This window comes from Oryzobacter telluris (assembly GCF_043099285.1).
Classification (GTDB): Bacteria; Actinomycetota; Actinomycetes; order Actinomycetales; family Dermatophilaceae; genus Oryzobacter; species Oryzobacter telluris.
On the sequence record NZ_CP170723.1, the window covers coordinates 2,849,476 to 2,866,314 of the forward strand.

At 74.1% G+C, this 16,839-nt stretch carries 17 protein-coding genes; 4 read left to right on the forward strand and 13 right to left on the reverse strand.

The window, feature by feature from the left end; all coding sequences use genetic code 11:
• Positions 1–2 precede the first annotated feature (2 nt).
• From ACFLFB_RS13125 to ACFLFB_RS13175, 11 genes are all read right to left on the reverse strand, one after another.
• Entirely contained in the window at positions 3–1,595 is a 1,593-nt protein-coding gene (locus ACFLFB_RS13125; protein WP_392542625.1) for an alpha-amylase family glycosyl hydrolase, read from the reverse strand.
• Positions 1,596–1,632: 37 nt separating this feature from the next.
• Entirely contained in the window at positions 1,633–2,508 is an 876-nt protein-coding gene (gene mutM / locus ACFLFB_RS13130; protein ID WP_392542626.1) for a bifunctional DNA-formamidopyrimidine glycosylase/DNA-(apurinic or apyrimidinic site) lyase, read from the reverse strand.
• Between the two features lie 8 nt (positions 2,509–2,516).
• Entirely contained in the window at positions 2,517–3,338 is an 822-nt protein-coding gene (gene rnc, locus ACFLFB_RS13135; RefSeq protein WP_392542627.1) for a ribonuclease III, read from the reverse strand.
• A gap of 11 nt (positions 3,339–3,349) precedes the next feature.
• Positions 3,350–3,544: a 50S ribosomal protein L32 gene (gene rpmF, locus ACFLFB_RS13140; protein ID WP_392542628.1), complete on the reverse strand. Its 195-nt coding sequence runs from the start codon at positions 3,542–3,544 to the stop codon at positions 3,350–3,352.
• A 1-nt stretch (position 3,545) separates the two neighbouring features.
• Positions 3,546–4,124 (reverse strand): YceD family protein, encoded by a 579-nt coding sequence (locus tag ACFLFB_RS13145; protein WP_392542629.1) that lies wholly within the window; start codon positions 4,122–4,124, stop codon positions 3,546–3,548.
• Positions 4,125–4,203: 79 nt separating this feature from the next.
• Positions 4,204–6,315, reverse strand: coding sequence for an acyltransferase family protein (locus ACFLFB_RS13150; RefSeq protein ID WP_392542630.1), 2,112 nt, complete (start codon positions 6,313–6,315; stop codon positions 4,204–4,206).
• The gene (gene coaD / locus ACFLFB_RS13155) at positions 6,302–6,808 is read right to left on the reverse strand and encodes a pantetheine-phosphate adenylyltransferase (protein WP_392542631.1); all 507 of its coding nucleotides are present in this window, start codon (positions 6,806–6,808) and stop codon (positions 6,302–6,304) included. Before coaD ends, ACFLFB_RS13150 begins: the two co-directional genes overlap by 14 nt.
• 28 nt (positions 6,809–6,836) lie before the next feature.
• A complete protein-coding gene (locus tag ACFLFB_RS13160; protein WP_392542632.1) occupies positions 6,837–7,469 on the reverse strand; it encodes a hemerythrin domain-containing protein in 633 nt (210 codons plus the stop codon).
• 204 nt (positions 7,470–7,673) lie between these two features.
• Positions 7,674–8,240, reverse strand: coding sequence for a 16S rRNA (guanine(966)-N(2))-methyltransferase RsmD (rsmD, locus tag ACFLFB_RS13165; protein WP_392542633.1), 567 nt, complete (start codon positions 8,238–8,240; stop codon positions 7,674–7,676).
• Positions 8,241–8,295: 55 nt separating this feature from the next.
• Positions 8,296–10,464: an ATP-dependent DNA helicase RecG gene (locus ACFLFB_RS13170; protein ID WP_392542634.1), complete on the reverse strand. Its 2,169-nt coding sequence runs from the start codon at positions 10,462–10,464 to the stop codon at positions 8,296–8,298.
• Between the two features lie 13 nt (positions 10,465–10,477).
• Positions 10,478–12,166 (reverse strand): DAK2 domain-containing protein, encoded by a 1,689-nt coding sequence (locus ACFLFB_RS13175; protein ID WP_392542635.1) that lies wholly within the window; start codon positions 12,164–12,166, stop codon positions 10,478–10,480.
• A gap of 145 nt (positions 12,167–12,311) precedes the next feature.
• Here ACFLFB_RS13175 and rpmB point away from each other — a divergent pair, with 145 nt between their 5' ends.
• Complete coding sequence (gene rpmB / locus ACFLFB_RS13180; RefSeq protein WP_392542636.1) at positions 12,312–12,506, forward strand: 50S ribosomal protein L28; 195 nt, start codon at positions 12,312–12,314, stop codon at positions 12,504–12,506.
• A 159-nt stretch (positions 12,507–12,665) separates the two neighbouring features.
• On the opposite strand, the gene thiL is transcribed toward rpmB, so the two are convergent.
• The gene (gene thiL, locus ACFLFB_RS13185) at positions 12,666–13,742 is read right to left on the reverse strand and encodes a thiamine-phosphate kinase (protein ID WP_392542637.1); all 1,077 of its coding nucleotides are present in this window, start codon (positions 13,740–13,742) and stop codon (positions 12,666–12,668) included.
• 129 nt (positions 13,743–13,871) lie between these two features.
• Between thiL and ACFLFB_RS13190 the strand changes: the two genes are divergently transcribed.
• Complete coding sequence (locus tag ACFLFB_RS13190) at positions 13,872–14,105, forward strand: Lrp/AsnC family transcriptional regulator (RefSeq protein WP_392542638.1); 234 nt, start codon at positions 13,872–13,874, stop codon at positions 14,103–14,105.
• Positions 14,106–14,194: 89 nt separating this feature from the next.
• Positions 14,195–14,560, forward strand: coding sequence for a DUF3515 family protein (locus ACFLFB_RS13195; RefSeq protein WP_392542639.1), 366 nt, complete (start codon positions 14,195–14,197; stop codon positions 14,558–14,560).
• A gap of 3 nt (positions 14,561–14,563) precedes the next feature.
• Here ACFLFB_RS13195 and ACFLFB_RS13200 read toward each other — a convergent pair whose 3' ends face one another.
• The gene (locus tag ACFLFB_RS13200) at positions 14,564–15,685 is read right to left on the reverse strand and encodes a D-alanine--D-alanine ligase family protein (RefSeq protein ID WP_392542640.1); all 1,122 of its coding nucleotides are present in this window, start codon (positions 15,683–15,685) and stop codon (positions 14,564–14,566) included.
• Between the two features lie 58 nt (positions 15,686–15,743).
• Between ACFLFB_RS13200 and ACFLFB_RS13205 the strand changes: the two genes are divergently transcribed.
• Positions 15,744–16,838, forward strand: a complete 1,095-nt coding sequence (locus ACFLFB_RS13205; protein WP_392542641.1) for a trans-sulfuration enzyme family protein — start codon at positions 15,744–15,746, stop codon at positions 16,836–16,838.
• The last annotated feature ends 1 nt before the right edge of the window (position 16,839 follow it).

Consider the following 16,839-nt stretch of genomic DNA (forward strand, 5'->3'; position numbering starts at 1 on the left):
GCTCAGCCGACCCGCTCGAAGATCCCGAACGCGAAGCCCGCCGCCTCGGCCCGTCCGCCGTCCACGCGGACGCCCTCGACCTCCAGCGCCCGCGCGCCGTCCCACCCGTCGGGCAGGTCGACGGCCGCCGGCCCACGCCGCGGGTTGACGACGACGAGGTGGGTGCCGCCGCGCACGTACGCGAACGGGTAGTCCTCGGTGAGGACCTCGAGGCTCCCCTCCGGCCCGAGCGCGGGCGTCGCGTGCCGCAGGGCGACGAGGCGCCGCACGAGGTGGAGCAGCGAGCCCTCGTCGGCCCGCTGGGTGGCGACGTCGGGGCGGTCGGGTGACGGGTCGACCGGCAGGTAGAACGCGTCCGGCGCGGCGGTCGAGAAGCCCGCGCCGGGGCCCGGCTCCCACTGCATCGGCGTGCGCGAGCCGGTGCGGTTGTTCGACGGCGACAGGATGCTGCCCTCGGTGTCGGGCAGGTCCTCGACGTAGCGCATCCCGATCTCGTCGCCGTAGTAGATCGTCGGCAGCGAGGGCCAGGTGGTGAGGAACGCGAACGCCGACCGTGCGTGCTCCGCGGTCCGCGGACCGGTGACGAGGCGGGCGTAGTCGTGGTTCGCCGTGGGGAGGGCGACGTGTCCCCCGCCGACGCCGATCGCGTCCGTGGCGCGCCGCCACTCGCGCAGGAAGACGTCGATGCCGCCGCCGCCCTCGGCGTCGAAGAAGTACGGCCCGGGCTCGGACCAGTTGGAGTCGTGGGTGCCGACACCGGTGTGCCACAACGAGCGCAGCGCCGGGTTGCTGAACTGGAGGAAGAAGTCGGCGTGGAACCCGGCGGGCACGGCGACCGCCGGCTCGCCCCACTCCGAGAGCAGCGCGGCATCCGGGTAGGTCGTGTCGAGCCACCCGCGCATCTCGGTCCACAGCTTCGCGGTCTCCACGTGGCCGACGTCGTCCTTGACGAGCGAGGCCGCCATGTCGACCCGGAACCCGCTGATGCCGACGTCGAACCAGTGCGCCATGACGTCCTTGAGCGCCTGCCGGTTCGCCCGCGGCCCCTCGGCGTCGACCGGGTCGCGCCACGGCTGGTCGGGGTGCTGCCGCGCGTAGCCGAAGTTCAGCGCCGGCTGGCACGGGTAGAAGTTGAGGAGGTAGTAGCCGCCGCGCGACCCGGGCACCGGGCACCAGATGCCGGCCGGGGTGCCGACCCGCTCGTTCCAGACGTACCGGCCGTCGGTGGGGTCCGAGGCCCACTCGCGGAACCACGGGTGCTGGTCGCTCGTGTGGCCGGCGACGAGGTCGAGCAGCACCCGGATCCCCCGGCTGCGCGCGGCCTCGACGAACGCGACGAGGTCGTCGTTCGTCCCGTACCGCGGGGCCACCGAGAGGTAGTCGGCCACGTCGTAGCCGGCGTCGGCGAACGGCGACGCGAACAGCGGGCTGAACCACACGGCGTCGACACCGAGCCACTGGAGGTGGTCGAGGTGCTCCATCGCACCGGCGAGGTCGCCGATGCCGTCGCCGTTGCCGTCGGCGAAGGTCTGCGGGTAGATCTGGTACAGGACGGAGTTCGCGAGCCAGGCCGGCTCGGGGCGCGTGCTGGGCATCGGATCACCCTAGCCAAGCGCGGGGTCCTGGAACGGGTCAGGCCCGCGGCGCTCCCGCGGAGCGGACGCCCCGGGGCCGCGGCTGGCAGCGCGGGCACGAGAACGACGAGCGGTTCATGAACTGCTCACGCCGGATGGGCGTGCCGCACCGCGGGCACGGCCGACCCGCCTGCCCGTAGGCGGCCAGGGAGCGGTCGAAGTAGCCCGACGCCCCGTTGACGTTGACGTAGAGCGCGTCGAAGCTCGTCCCGCCCTGACCCAGCGCCTCGCGCATCACCTGCGCCGCGTGGTCGAGGACCTCGCCGATCCGCGGCTTGGTCAGCGCGCTGGCCACCCGCTCGCCGTGCACCTGCGCCCGCCACAGCGCCTCGTCGGCGTAGATGTTGCCGATGCCCGAGGCCACCCCCTGGTCGAGCAGGACCCGCTTGATGGCGCTGTCCTTGCCCTTGATCCGGCGCACCACGGCGGCCCGGTCGTAGGCGTCCTCGAGGAGGTCGGGGGCGATGTTCGCGATGGCGAGCGGCACGCCCTCGTCATCGAGGTCGGTGAGGGCCAGGCCGCCGAAGGTGCGCTGGTCGACGAACCGCAGCTCGGGCCCGCCGTCGGCGAAGCGGAACCGGGCGTGGAGGTGCTTCTCGTCGGGCGCGTCGGCGTCCTCGACGAGGAGCTGCCCGCTCATCCCGAGGTGGAGCAGCAGGCCGACGTGGTCCTCGAGGTCGAGCCAGAGGTACTTGCCGCGGCGGCGCACGGCGGCGACGTGGCGTCCGGACAGCCGCGACGCGAGGTCCTCGGGCCCGGGCCGGTGGCGGCGCGCGACGCGGTGGCCGCGCAGCTCGACCGTCGTGATGTCACGGCCCAGCACGTGCCCCTCGAGGCCGCGACGGACGACCTCGACCTCGGGCAGCTCAGGCACGCGTGGCCTCAGGCGCGGGGCGGGAGGGCGCCGTCGGGGTCGACGGTGTCGGCGTCGCCCGTGGGGGCGGGCTCCTCCTCGGGACCGGCGACCGGCCCCTCGTGGCTGTCGCGGATGGAGGTCCACGCCAGCGCGGCGGCCTCCTGCTCGGCGACCTTCTTCGTGCGGCCGGCGCCGCGGCCGAGGACGGTCCCGGCGACGGTCACGGAGGCCTCGAACCACTTGGCGTGCTCGGGGCCGTCCTCCTCGACGCTGTACTCGGGGGCGCCCAGGCCGTGGCGGGAGGTGATCTCCTGCAGGCTGGTCTTCCAGTCCAGGCCGGCGCCGAGCGTGGCCGACTGGGCCAGCAGCGGGTCGACGAGGTGGTGCACGAGCTCACCCGCGGCCTCGATGCCCGAGGAGGTGTAGACCGCGCCGATGACGGCCTCGACGGTGTCGGCGAGGATCGAGTCCTTGTCGCGTCCGCCGGTGGACTCCTCACCGCGGCCGAGGTAGACGTAGTCGCCCAGCCCCAGCGTGCGCCCGACGTCGGCGAGCGCGCGCATGTTCACCACGGCGGCGCGCAGCTTCGCGAGCTGGCCCTCGCTCGTGTCGGGGTGGGCGTCGTACAGGGTCGTCGTGACGACGAGGCCGAGCACCGAGTCCCCGAGGAACTCGAGGCGCTCGTTGTGGGGCAGCCCGCCGGCCTCGTACGCGTAGGACCGGTGCGTCAGGGCACGCCGAAGCACCGCCGCGTCCACGGACGCGCCGGTGACCTCGACGAGGTGCTCGAGGAGCTCGTCGACAGGCCGCAGTGGTGTCAGCGAGCCCGTCGATGCGGACTTCCCCATGGGGGTGGGTATCAGCCCTGGTGCTCGGTGCGCTCGGCGGCGCTGTACTGGCGCCCCTTGTAGGTGCCGCAGGACGGGCACGCCACGTGGGGCTGGGTGAGCGCCTTGCACTGGGGGCACGTCGTCGTGGCGACGGCCGTCGCCTTCCAGTTGGCGCGGCGCGAGCGGGTGTTGGAGCGCGACATCTTCCGCTTCGGAACGGCCACGTCAGGTCCTCTTCTCTGTCGGCGTGGGCGGCTCGTCGGCAAGTGCCGAGAGCGCCGCCCACCGGGGGTCGATCAGGTCGTGCTGGTGCTCCGGGTCCTCCGCGAGCGGCATGCCGCACTCGGAGCACAGCCCGGGGCAGTCGGGCCGGCACACCGGCTGGAACGGCAGTGAGGGCACCACCGTGTCACGAAGCACCGTCTCGAGGTCGAGGTATCCGTCCTCGATGAGGTGCTCCTGGTCCGCGTCATCGTCCCCCACCTCGCGGTGGTGGTCGTGTCGATCGGCGTGAACGAACAATTCCTGGAAGAACCCGTCGACCTCTTCGGTGACGGGGTCCAGGCACCGCACGCAGGCGCCGGTCGCCGTGCCACGGACCGAACCGGTGACGAGCACCCCCTCGACGACGGACTCCAGTCGCAGCTCGAGGTGCAGGCTCTCGCCCTCCTCGACGCGCATGACGTCCGTGCCGAAGTCGCTCGGCGCCCCGACGTCCCTCGTCAGCTCGTGCATCGTCCCGGGTCGCCGGCCCACCAGCTTGGTGTCGAGCACCATCGGGGACCGGGGGTCGAGTCGAGTCATGGCCTTGAAGTCGTCGGGGGTGGTTCGGCCGCGCCGCACGGACGCAGACCGAGGGTCAAGGTTACCGGTCGGGGCCACTTCACCCAAACCGGCGCAGCGCGTCCTCGACGGCGGCCCCCACCTGCGGCGCGAGGGTGGCGGCGTAGGTTGCGGTGACGTGGTCGCCCGCGCGGTGCACCGCGACGTGCCCGATGACGACCGGGCACCGCTCCTCCGGGCAGATCCAGGCCGTGAGGTCGAGCAGGGCGACCCCCGGCCCGGCGGCCGCGGCGGCCTCGCGCTGCACCGTGAGGCCGCTGCCCTTGATGGCGGGGATGCCCTCGAAGGCGCACCGGGTCAGCTCGTGGGGGTGGCGGGCGGCGCAGATGTCGAGGTCGTCGGGCGAGAGCGGGCTGTCCCCCACGACGACGACCGGGACGCCGGCGTCGGCCAGCGAGCGCCAGCGCCCGGTGTAGCCCTCGACGAGGGCACGGCGGTCGAGGCGGCCGTCGACCCACGCCGCCGAGGCCACCCCGGAGGTGACGAGGGCGTCGGGCGGGTCGGCCTGCAGGGCCTCCATGACGGCCGCGTTCCAGGTGTCGCACTCGGGGTAGGCCTTCGAGGCCTGGGTGGCCGGCGCGTCCGAGAAGGCGCACGACGACTTGCCGTAGGTGAGGATCCGCCAGCCCGAGGTGCGCGCGGCCTCCTCGAGCGCCGGGAGCCACTGCATCGCCTTGGAGTCACCGACGAGCGCGACCGTGGTGGTGCCGCGGGGGTCGCCGAAGGTGCAGGCGACCGGGGCGGTGGCCGAGACGTCGACCTGGCAGTGGTCGACGTCGGCCGCCGGACGGTCCTCGCCCGACGTCATCGGGTCGGGGGTGACCCAGCCCGGGTCGTCGATACCGGCGAGCGGCTGGCCCAGGCGCACCGTGTTCGCGCCCAGCTGGGAGACCGGCGGCATCGCTCCCCCGGGCGGGGTGGTGTCGAACGGCGAGCGCAGCGGCAGCAGGGGCAGGGCGACGAGGACCCCGGTGAGGGACAGTGCGACCCCCGCGGCCAGCAGTGCGCGCGGGCGCTCGCGCAGCCACGGCCCGTGGTGGATGGGCGACTCCACGAAGCGCCACGACAGCCAGGCCGGCCCGACCGCCAGCACGGCGAGGACGACCTTGCCGGGTGCCGTGAGCGGGTGGCCCAGCCACTCGGCGGTCCACTCCCCCAGGATGATGATCGGCCAGTGCCAGAGGTAGATCGAGTACGAGAGCCCGCCCACCCACACCATCGGGCGGGACCCGAGGACGCGGACCGGGCCGTTGGCGGCGCCCTGCCACCCGACCCAGAGCAGGATCGCGGTCGGGACCGTGGGGAGCAGCGCCCAGTAGCTGGGCCACTCGATGCCGCCGCGCAGGAGGGCCGCCACCGCGAGGAGGACGACGAGCGCCACCCAGCCGACGGGCGCGGCCCAGCGGCGGGCGACGTCGGGGCGGGCCCGCCCGGCCAACGCCACCGCCAGCAGCGCGCCGACGCCGAGCTCCCAGATGCGGGTGGTCGTGGTGAAGAAGGCCGGGCGGTAGTCGGTGTGCGAGTACCAGACCGACCACGCGAACGACCCCGCCACGAGGACGGAGAGCGCCGTGAGCACGGCCCGGCGCCCCGGCTTGCGCACGACCAGGGCCAGGGCGATGAGCAGCAGCGGCCACACGACGTAGAACTGCTCCTCGACCGCCAGCGACCAGAAGTGCTGCACCGGTGAGGGTTTGAGGTCGGAGGCGAGGTAGTCGACCTCACGGCCGGCGAAGACCCAGTTCACGACGTACCCGGCCGCTGCCATGATGTCGACGCCGATGTCGCGCCGCCGCAACCCCGGCACGACGACGAACGCCACCGCCGAGGTCACCGTGAGGACGAGGATCGCCGCCGGCAGCAGGCGCCGGATGCGGCGCCCCACGAAGCGCAGCCACGAGATGCGTCCCGTCGACCACAGCTCGTTCACGAGCAGCCCGGTGATGAGGTACCCGGAGATGACGAAGAAGATGTCGACGCCGATGTAGCCACCGTGCAGCGGCAGGCCGGCGTGGTGCGCCAGGACCGTGAGGATCGCGACCGCGCGCAGCCCCTCGATGTCCGGGCGGAAGCTCTTGGGGCGCGTGGTCTCGCGGGGTGCGGCGGGCTCCTGCGTCTCGGGGCGGGCCGCCGCCTGCTCAGCCGTCGCCACGCAGGCGGGTGACGAGGGCGTCGCGGACCTCGTCGGGGACGAGGCCGGTGACGTCGCCGCCGTAGCGGGCGACCTCCTTGACCAGCGAGCTCGACACGTGCTCGAACTTCGTGTCCCCCGGCAGGAAGAGCGTCTCGATCCCCGTGAGGTGCCGGTTCATCAGCGCCATCGGCAGCTCGTAGGCGAAGTCGGTGGTGCCCCGCAGGCCCTTGACCACGACGTCGGCCTCGAGGTCGCGGCACACGTCGACGAGCAGCCGACCCCCGAACGCCTCGACCCGCACGCCCTCGGTGACGCCGAGCGCCGCGAGCCCGTTGCGCACGAACGCGATCCGCTCCTCGACCGTGAAGGTGCCCGCCTTGGCCGGGTTGTGCAGCACGGCGACGACGACCTCGTCGTGCAGGGCGGCCGCGCGGGCGATGACGTCGAGGTGCCCCGAGGTCACGGGGTCGTAGGAGCCGGGGCAGACGGCGCGGCGCGGGCGTGGGGTCACGGGCACCACCGTACCGAGGCGGAGGGGCTCAGCCGGCCGCGTCCTCCTTGGCGGCCTCCTCGACCGCCTTGGCCTCCTGCTTCGCCTCGTCCTTGATGGCGTCGGCCTCCTCGCGCGCGTCCTCGGGGGCGAGCGTGCCCTCGGCGACGGCCTCCTCGAGGAGGGCGGCGACCTGCTGCTCGCTCGCGCAGCCCTGCTCGAGCAGCTCGTTGCGGCGGGTCAGCCAGGCGATGCCCAGCTCCTCGCGGCGCTCGAGCGAGACGTCCTCGCGCGCCGGGTTGAGGATCGTCTGCTCCTCCTCGTTCGAGTGGTGGTTGACCACCGTGGCGAGGTCCTCGAGGGCGTCGTCGTACTTCTGGGTGTCGGTGCCCCTGGCCTGCAGGAAGGCGAGCAGGGCCTCGGTGATCTCGGCATGCTCCTCCTCGCCGTGCTCCTCCTCGTGCCCGGTGATGGCGCGGGCGCGGCGCAGCGTCGGGTAGACCGTCTCCTCCTCCGCGGTGGCGTGGGCGACCAGCAGCTCGGCCAGGGCGGTGCGGGCCGCGTCGCGGTCGGTGTCGGTGCGACGGGCCAGGCGCAGGAGGTCCTCGAAGAGCTCGTGGTCCTGCAGGATGCGCTCGAGGACGTCGCCGCTCACGGGCCGGGGGATCTCGATCTCGGTCATCGCCCCATCATGGCCGACACGGGCTCTGACCTGCGCTCCGGCCCCGGTGCAGTTGCGGTCCGTGGTCACCCCGCGCGACTCTCTGTGGTCGTCTCCGCGGGACTGCGCAGGAAGGTGTGCCGCCGCCATCCATCCGCACGCCCACCTGCTGCGTCCCGCTCCGCTGTCGGGTCACCTTCTGCGTCATCGCTGGGGTGGGTGGTGTCAGGCGGGGCGGGTGGCGAGGTAGACGGTGGTCTCGCCGTACTTCTTGGGCTTGCCGATGCGCTCGAGGGGGGCCGGCCAGGTCGGTTCGGGGGTGCGGGTCGAGCGCTCGACGACGAGGAGGCCGTCGAGCGCGAGCCACCCGGCGGCGAGGCGGTCGAGGACGGCGGCGAGGGCGTCCTCGGGCACGTCGTAGGGCGGGTCGACGAGGACGAGGTCGGCCGCGTCGGAGGGCGAGGGGTCGGCGGCAAGGGCGGCCTGGACGGTGGAGCGCTGGACGCGGATGCCGGGGAGGCCGAGGGTGCGGGCGTTCTGGGCGATGACGTCGGCGGCGCGGGCGTTGGACTCGACGAGGACGACCGAGGTGGCCCCGCGCGACGCGGCCTCGAGGCCGAGGGCGCCCGAGCCGGCGTAGAGGTCGAGGACCCGGCTGCCGCGCACGGCGTCACGGGCGTCGAGCGCCGAGAACAGGGCCTCCCTGACGCGGTCGCTCGTGGGGCGGGTGCCCGAGCCGGGCGGGGTGCGCAGGGTCCGGCCACCGGCCACGCCGGCGATGATGCGCGTCATCGGCGACCGTCCGGTCCGGGGGCGGCGGCGGCGGCGGGGGTGATCGGGCCACGCATCAGCCGCGCTCCAGCCAGGCGGCCTGCTCGGCGTCGACGCGGGTGCGCACGGCATCGGCGAGGGCCGGGTGGGTGGACAGGTCGGGGTCGTCGGCGACGAGGGCGAAGGCGTCCTCGCGGGCCTGCTCGATGACGTCCTCGTGCTCGAGGACGTGGAGGAACTCCAGCTGGGTGCGCCGGCCGGACTGGGCCGCGCCGAGGATGTCGCCCTCACGGCGCTGGGAGAGGTCGAGGCGGGCGAGCTCGAAGCCGTCGGTGGTGGCGGCGACCGCCGAGAGGCGGGTCATCGCGATCTCGGCGTCGTTGCCGGTGACGAGGAGGCACAGGCCGGGGAAGCCTCCTCGGCCGATCCGGCCGCGGAGCTGGTGCAGCTGGGAGACGCCGAAGCGGTCGGCGTCCATGACGACCATGACGCTGGCGTTGGGGACGTCCACACCGACCTCGATGACGGTGGTCGAGACGAGGACGTCGGTCTCGCCGCGCTGGAAGCGACCCATGACGGCGTCCTTCTCGTCGGCCGGGAGCCGGCCGTGGAGGACCTCGACGGAGAGGCCGGTGAGGGCCGGCTCCTCGAGGAGGCGGGCGTGCAGGGCGTGGACGCCGTGCATCGGGCGCACCGGAGCCGTGGACTCTTCGCCGTCCTCGGAGGCCTCGACGCGCAGGTCGGCACCGTCCCCGGAGGGGTCGTCGTCGCCGATGCGCGGGCACACGACGTACGCCTGCCGACCGCCGCGGACCTCCTCCCCCACGCGCTGCCAGGTGCGCGCCATCCAGCCGGGCCGGTCCTCGGGGACGACGTGGGTCGTGATGGGCGCGCGGCCGGCGGGCAGCTCGCGCAGGGTGGAGGTCTCGAGGTCGCCGAAGACCGTCATCGCCACGGTGCGCGGGATCGGCGTGGCCGTCATCACGAGGACGTGAGGCGGCAGCTTTCCCTTGCCGCGCAACGCATCCCGCTGCTCGACCCCGAACCGGTGCTGCTCGTCGACGATGACGAGCGCGAGGTCGAGGAAGTCGACGTGCTCCTGGAGCAGGGCGTGGGTGCCGACGACGATGCCGGCGTCGCCGACCGCGACGTCGAGCAGGGCCTTGCGCCGTTCGGCGGTGGACTGGCTGCCGGTGAGGAGGACGACGCGGGTCGCGTGGTCGGCGCCGCCCAGCATCCCGCCCTCGGCGAGGTCCCCGAGCATCCGGGTGATGGTGCGCAGGTGCTGGGCCGCGAGGACCTCGGTGGGGGCGAGCAGCGCGGCCTGCCCCCCGGCGTCGACGGCGGCGAGCATGGCCCGCAGTGCGACCACGGTCTTGCCCGAGCCCACCTCGCCCTGCAGGAGCCGGTGCATCGGCACCTCGCGGGCCATCTCCTCGGCCACGGTCTCGCCGACCTCGCGCTGGCCGGCGGTGAGCTCGAAGGGCAGGCGGGCGTCGAACGCCTCGAGGAGGCCGCCGGGGCGCGCCGGGCGCGGGGTGGTCACCTGGCCCTGGGCCGCGAGCCGCCGCTGGGCGAGCGTGACCTGGAGGACGAACGCCTCCTCGTAGCGCAGCCGCCGCCGTGCCTCCTCGATCTCGGGCCACGAGTTCGGCGTGTGCACCCCGCGCAGGGCGTCGGTGCGCGAGACGAGCCGGCGCTTCTCGCGCACGGGAGCGGGCAGCGCGTCGGGCACGTCGTCGAGGACGTCGAGGACGCGGCGCACGCTCTCGGTGACCGTCCAGGTGTGGAGGGAGCCGACCGAGCGGTAGATGGGGATGAGGTCCTTGCGCTCCCCGGCGTCGAAGTCGTCGAGCATCGTGTAGCCCGGGTGGGTGAGCTGGAGGCGCTGGTTGTAGGTGCCGACGACCCCGGCGAAGATGCCGCGCGCCCCTGGCACGAGCGCCTTCTCGTGCCCCCAGGCCTTGAAGAAGGTGATGTCGAGGTCGTGCGTGCCGTCGGTGATGACGACGTTGAGCATCGTGCCCTTGCGCGCCTTCATCGCCCGGGTCGAGGCGCTCTTCACCTCGGCCACCCCGACGAGGTACTCGCCCGGGGTCGCCGTCCCGAGGTCTGCCTCGCGGGTGCGGTACCGCCGCGGCCAGAACGCGAGGAGGTCGCCGACGGTGTGGATGTCACGGGCCGTGGCGAACTTCTTCGCCGCCGTCGCGATGATCGGCCCGAGCTTGCTGCTCTCGGTCGCCACTACTCCCCCACGCTCACTCGACCCCGATGAGGAGGGGGTAGACGGGCTGGCCGCCGTCGATGACGACCACCTCGACCTCGGGGCGCTCACGCTCGAGGACGGCGGCGACGCCCTCGGCCAGGCCGTCGGCCGCGTCGGCGCCGGCCACGAGGGTGACGAGCTCGCCACCGCCGCCCAGCAGCCGGGTGAGCACCTCGACGGCCGCCGCCTCGAGGTCCTTGCCGAGGAAGGCGATGTCGCCGTCGACGATGCCGAGCACGTCACCCGGCTGGCAGACCCCGGCCCAGGTGAGCGCCTCCTTCGAGGCGACCGAGACGGCACCGTGCCGCGTGGCGACGGCGGCGCCCGTCATCGCGACGACGTTGGTGTGCACCGGCCTCGCCGGGTCGAGGACCGCGAGCGCGGCCAACGCCTGGACCGTGGTGCGCGCGGGGACGACGTGGGTGTCGACGCCGTCGGCGGTGGCGGCCTCGGCGGCGACCGCGGCGGCCATGAGGGTGTCCTTGTCGGCGGGGAGGATGACGACCGCCGTCGCTCGGGTCCGGCGCACGGCGTCGAGCAGCTGGCCGGCCGACGCGCGCCCGCCGGGCCCGCTGGGCACGACGACGGCGCCCGCCTCCTCGAGCAGCGCGCCGATGCCGGGCCCCGCCGAGCAGGCGACGACTCCCACCGTGGCGACCGGCTCGCGACCGGCGACCTGGGTCTCGAAGCGGGTGATGCGGATGCGCTCGGGGCGGCCCGCGGCGATGCCGGCCTCGACGGCGGCGCCGGGGTCGTCGACGTGGACGTGGACGTTCCAGAGGTCGGGTCCGCCGACCACGAGGAGGCTGTCGCCGAGGCCGTCGAGGGTGGTGCGCAGCGTCTCGACGCGGGCGTCGTCGGTGTCGAGGAGCAGGTACATGACCTCGTAGGCGGGGCCGTCGCCGATGCGCTGGCCCTCCGCGTCGAGCGGGTCGTGGCCGGGGAGGACGGTCGCGCCGTCGCCGCCCTCGGGGTGCCACTCGTCGCGACGCAGCAGGCCGGGCCCGCCCCCGAGGAGGTCGGCGTCGGTGACGCTCCACCGGTCGGTGACGATCGACAGCAGGGACTCGAGCAGCACGACGCACCCGGCGCCCCCGGCGTCGACGACCCCGGCACGGCGCAGCACCTCGAGCTGCTCGGGGGTGCGGGCCAGGGCCTCCTGGGCGGCGTCGACCGCGGCCTCGACGACGTCGGCGAGGTTCCCCCCGCCCTCCGCCGCCTGCACGGCCGCGGCAGCCCCGGCATCGGCCACGGTGAGGATGGTGCCCTCCTGCGGGTGCGCCACGCTGGCCCGCGCGGTGCGGGCGCCGCGGGCGAGGGCGTCGGCCACGAGGACGGGGCCCGCCTCCTCCACGCCGCTGTCGAGTACGGCGTCGCACAGGCCGCCGACGAGCTGGCTGACGATGACGCCCGAGTTGCCGCGCGCCGACAGGAGGATGGCCCGCTTCAGCGAGCGGCACTCCTGGGCGAGGGTCGCGTGGCCGAGGACCCCGCCGGCCTCGTGGGACGCGACGACCTCGTCGATGGCGGCGTCGAGGGTGAGGTAGAGGTTGGTTCCGGTGTCGCCGTCCGGCACGGGGAAGACGTTGAGCGCGTCGATCTCGGTGCGCCGGGCCGCGAGGGCCGCCCGCGTGAGGAGCGCCCAGTGGCGGGCGTCGGCTGCGGTGAAGACGTCGGGCACGCGCCTCACCGTACCGGCCACCCCTCCCGTCATCGCGGAGGGCGTTTTGGTGGGGCGGGCGGGGCTCGGCTACTCTTGTCAGGTTGCGTGCGCGCCGAGAGTGCCAGCAACGACCACCATTCGCACTTTACGTAGGAGATCACCCGTGGCTGCCAACTGCGACGTCTGCGGCAAGGGACCCGGCTTCGGGCACAGTGTCTCGCACTCCCACCGCCGCACCAAGCGCCGCTGGAACCCGAACATCCAGCGCGTCAAGGCCCTCGTCGGCGACGCCGGTGTCACCCCGAAGCGCCTCAACGTCTGCACCTCCTGCCTCAAGGCGGGCAAGGTCAAGCGCTGACCCCCTGACGCACCCGGAACGGGCGGCCCTCCATCACGGAGGCCGCCCGTTCCGCATGTCCGGGGCCACCTCGTTCGAGGTGTTCGCCCGGCACCCCACACAGGCCCAATACCTCGAAGCAACGCAGACCCGCCCGATTCGAGGTGGAACCCGACCACCTCAGGGTCGAACGTCACCTCGACCCGGTGCAGAGGATGAGGGGTGCTGGGCGAAGTGGTCCCAGCCTCGGGCGTCCGCCACGACCCCGTCGACGGTGACGCGCGGACCGTCGCCACCCGCCGCCACCACCCGGCCGATGACGTGCCATGCCTCCTCGCCGCCCACCGGCAGCGACGCGGCGTCGGCGAACGTCCCGACGAGCGCGTGCTCCTCTCCCCCCGCGAGCACCTGGTGCAGCGCCGCCTCGGCCCCGAGTGCCAGGGCGAGAGGACCGGCGGCGTATCGGTCGCGCAGCACGGCACCGTCGAGGTCGACCGCCACCCCGCTCGCGGCAGCCACCCGACCCAGATCCGTCACCAGCCCGTCGGACACGTCGACCAACGCATGAGCGCCCGCCTGCGCCGCCTCGGGCCCGGCCCACCACGGCGCGACCGGAGCCCGGTGGTGCCGCATCAGGGCGCGCACCGCCAGCCCGCGCTCGTCGAGTGCGACACCCGGACCCGACCGGTCGGGGTCCGCTTCGCCCGCGAGGTACAGCGCCAGGCCGCCACCGGACAGCCCGAGCGAACCGCACACGGCGACCACGTCGCCGACGAGCGCCCCCGACCGCAGCACCGGAGGACGACCGCGCAGGTCCCCGAGCGCCGTCACGGTCACGACGACGACACCGGGAGGGCCCGACGACAGGTCGCCGCCCACGACCGGCGCCGACGCGGCCTCCGCCACCGACGCGATCCCCCGAGCCAGGTCGACCGCCCACCCGACGTCGAGCTCGGGGTCGGCGACGAGCGAGACGAGCAGCGCGGTGGGCGAGGCACCCATCGCCGCGACGTCCGCCAGGTTCTGGGTGGCCACCTTGACCCCGACGTCGTGGGCGCTCGACCACTCGTCGCGCCAGTCGCGCACGCGCACCATCGAGTCGGTCGTCGCGACGACGGTCCCGGAGGGCGCGCCGACCACCGCGGCGTCGTCGCCGGGACCCACGGGCACCGACCCCCACGACGGCGCGGAGGCCCGCGCGTAGACGGGGAAGACGCGCGCGAGGAGCTCGCCCTCGCTGACCTCGCGCAACCGCATGCGACCAACCCTCCCGAGACGTGGGGACCACCGGCACGGTAGCGTCTGCAGCGCGCCGGTCACGACGGGCGCCCCCCGACCCCGGGGCCCTCCAGCGGCCCCGACCCCACACGAAGAGGTGGCAGCACAGTGGTACAGGCCTACATCCTGATCCAGACCGACGTCGGCCGGGCGGCGACCGTGGCCCACGCGATCGCCAACCTCGAGGGCGTCGCGCTGGCCGAGGACGTCACCGGCCCCTACGACGTCATCGCGCGCGTCGAGGCGCCGACCGTCGACGAGCTGGGCAAGCTCGTCATCGCGAAGATCCAGGACGTCGAGGGCATCACCCGCACCCTCACGTGCACGGTGGTCCACGTCTGACCAGGACACCCAGCACCCTCTCGACGGCGGTCGCGCTCGGCGCGGCCGCCGTCGTGCTGTCGGCGTGCTCGTCGGGGGTCGAGGTCGTCGTGCCGAAGGGCGGAGAGAGCCCGGTGTGCGCGAGCGCCGGCATCCTCTTCCCGCAGGACGTCTCCGGGATGGAGCGCCGCGGCACCTCCCCCTCGAACCCGTCCGTCGCGGCCTGGGGCGACCCCGCCGTCATCGCCCGCTGCGGGGTGGCAGCCCCCGGCCCCACCGAGACCGAGTGCCTCGAGGTCGACGGCGTCGGCTGGATCCCGACCCCGCTGTCCGACGGCACCCGCTTCACCACCTTCGGCACCGAGCCGGCGCTCGAGGTGCTCGTGCCGAAGGACTACGCGCCAGAGGGGCTGCTGCTCCCCGCGTTCAGCGAGGCCGCGAAGACGTTGCCGCCCAACGGCCTCCAGTGCCGCTGAGGCTCAGCGAAGCCCGGTGCGACGGTCCAGGGCCAGCCAGACCAGCTCGTCGATGAGCTCGGGGTAGGTCAGGCCGGCGGCCGCCCACATCCGCGGGTACATCGAGCTCGGCGTGAACCCGGGCATCGTGTTGACCTCGTTGACGACGACGTCGCCGCCCTCGGTGTAGAAGAAGTCGACCCGGGCCAGTCCCTCGCAGCCGGCGACGTCGAACGCCGCCGCCGCCATCTCGCGGATACGCACGGCGACGTCGGCGGGGACGTCGGCCGGGCACTCGAGCCGCACGTCGGCGGCGGCGAGGTACTTGGCCTCGAAGTCGTAGAAGTCGTGGTTCTGCACGACGATGCACTCGCCGAGCTCGCTCGTGCGGGGCTCGTCGGTGCCACGCCCCTCGAGGACGCCGCACTCGATCTCGCGGCCGAAGATCGCGGCCTCGACGACGACCTTGGGGTCGTGCTCGCGGGCCGCCTCGATGGCCGCCTCGAGCGCCTCGGGCTCGGTGACCCGGGTGATACCCATGCTCGACCCGGCGCGCGCCGGCTTGACGAACACCGGCCAGCTGAGGGCGTGCACGGCGTCCATCGCGGCCCCGCGGTCGCGGCGCCACTCCTTGTCGGTGATGACGGCGTACGGCCCGACCGGCAGCCCCGCCGACGCGAGGAGCACCTTCATCACGTGCTTGTCCATCATCGCCGCGGAGGCCGTGACGCCCGAGCCGACGTAGCGGACGTCGGCGAGGTCGAGCAGGCCCTGGATGGTGCCGTCCTCGCCGAACGGGCCGTGCAGGAGCGGGAAGACGACGTCGACCTCGCCGAGGGTGCGCGGCGGCTCCCCCGGCTCGTGGACGACGAGGGTGCGGTCGGTGGCCGAGGTCGGCACGATGACGCTGGCCGCCGTGGTGGACACCTCCGGCACGTGGTCGGACGTCAGCCGCAGCGAGGCCGGGTCGTCGGGCGCGAGCACCCAGTGGCCGTCCTTGGCGATCCCGACGGGCACGACCTCGTAGCGGTCACGGTCGAGGGCCTCGAGGACGCTCGCGGCGGTCGCGCACGACACCGCGTGCTCCGACGACCTCCCGCCGAAGACGAGGGCGATGCGGATCTTTCCGGCTGGGCGCTCAGTCATCGTCGCAAGACCCTACCCGTGACCACGGGCCCGACCCGAAACCGCATAGCCTGACCGCGTGAGCGACTCCCCCGCCCCGCAGCCCCCTCTCGCCGCCGCCACCCGGGTCGTGACCCTCGGGCGGGAGGACGACGTCCCCGGCGCACAGGTCGGGGCACCCCTCGTCCTCACCTCCACGTACCGCGCGCACGGCGACACGATGTACGCCCGGTCGGGCAACCCGACGTGGACGGCGTTCGAGACCGCGCTCGGCTCGCTCGAGGGCGGCGACGCGCTCGTCTACTCCTCCGGGATGGGCGCGGTGTCCGCCGCGCTGTCCCTGGTCCCCCACGGCGGGGTCGTCGTGGCCCCGGACGCCGCCTACAACGGCGTGGTCTCCACGCTGGGCCAGCGCGAGGAGGCCGGCGAGCTCACCGTGCGCCGCGTCGACGTCACCGACACCGACGCCGTGGTGGCCGCTCTCGACGGCGCGACCCTGCTGTGGCTGGAGTCGCCGACCAACCCGCTCCTCGAGGTCGCCGACCTCGCGACCGTGCTCGGCGCGGCCCGGGAACGAGGGGTGCTGTCGGTCGTCGACAACACCTTCGCCACGCCGCTGCTCCAGCGCCCGCTCGAGCTCGGTGCCGACGTCGTCGTCCACTCGGTCACCAAGTACCTGTCCGGGCACAGCGACGTCGTCCTCGGCGCGGCGGTCACGGCGGCGACCGAGGCCGGCCGGGCGCTGCGCGACCGGCTCCTGCTGCACCGCACCCTCCACGGCGCGATCGCCGGCCCGATGGAGGTGTGGCTCGCGCTGCGCGGGCTGCGGACACTGCACCTGCGCGTCGAGCGCGCCGGGGCCAACGCCCTCGTCCTCGCCGAGCGGCTGCGCGACCACCCGGCCGTCGAGCGGGTCCGCCACCCCGGCTGGGGCGCGATCGTCTCCATCGAGGTCATGGGCGGACCCGAGGCGGCCGACCGTGCCGCCGACGCCACGCGGGTGTGGGTCAACTCCACGAGCCTGGGCGGGGTCGAGAGCCAGCTCGAACGGCGCCGGCGCATCGCCACCGAGCCGAAGGCCGTGCCCGAGAACCTCCTGCGGCTGTCGGTCGGCGTCGAGGACGTCGACGACCTCTGGCGCGACCTCGACGCCGCGCTGCGCAGCGTCCTTTGAC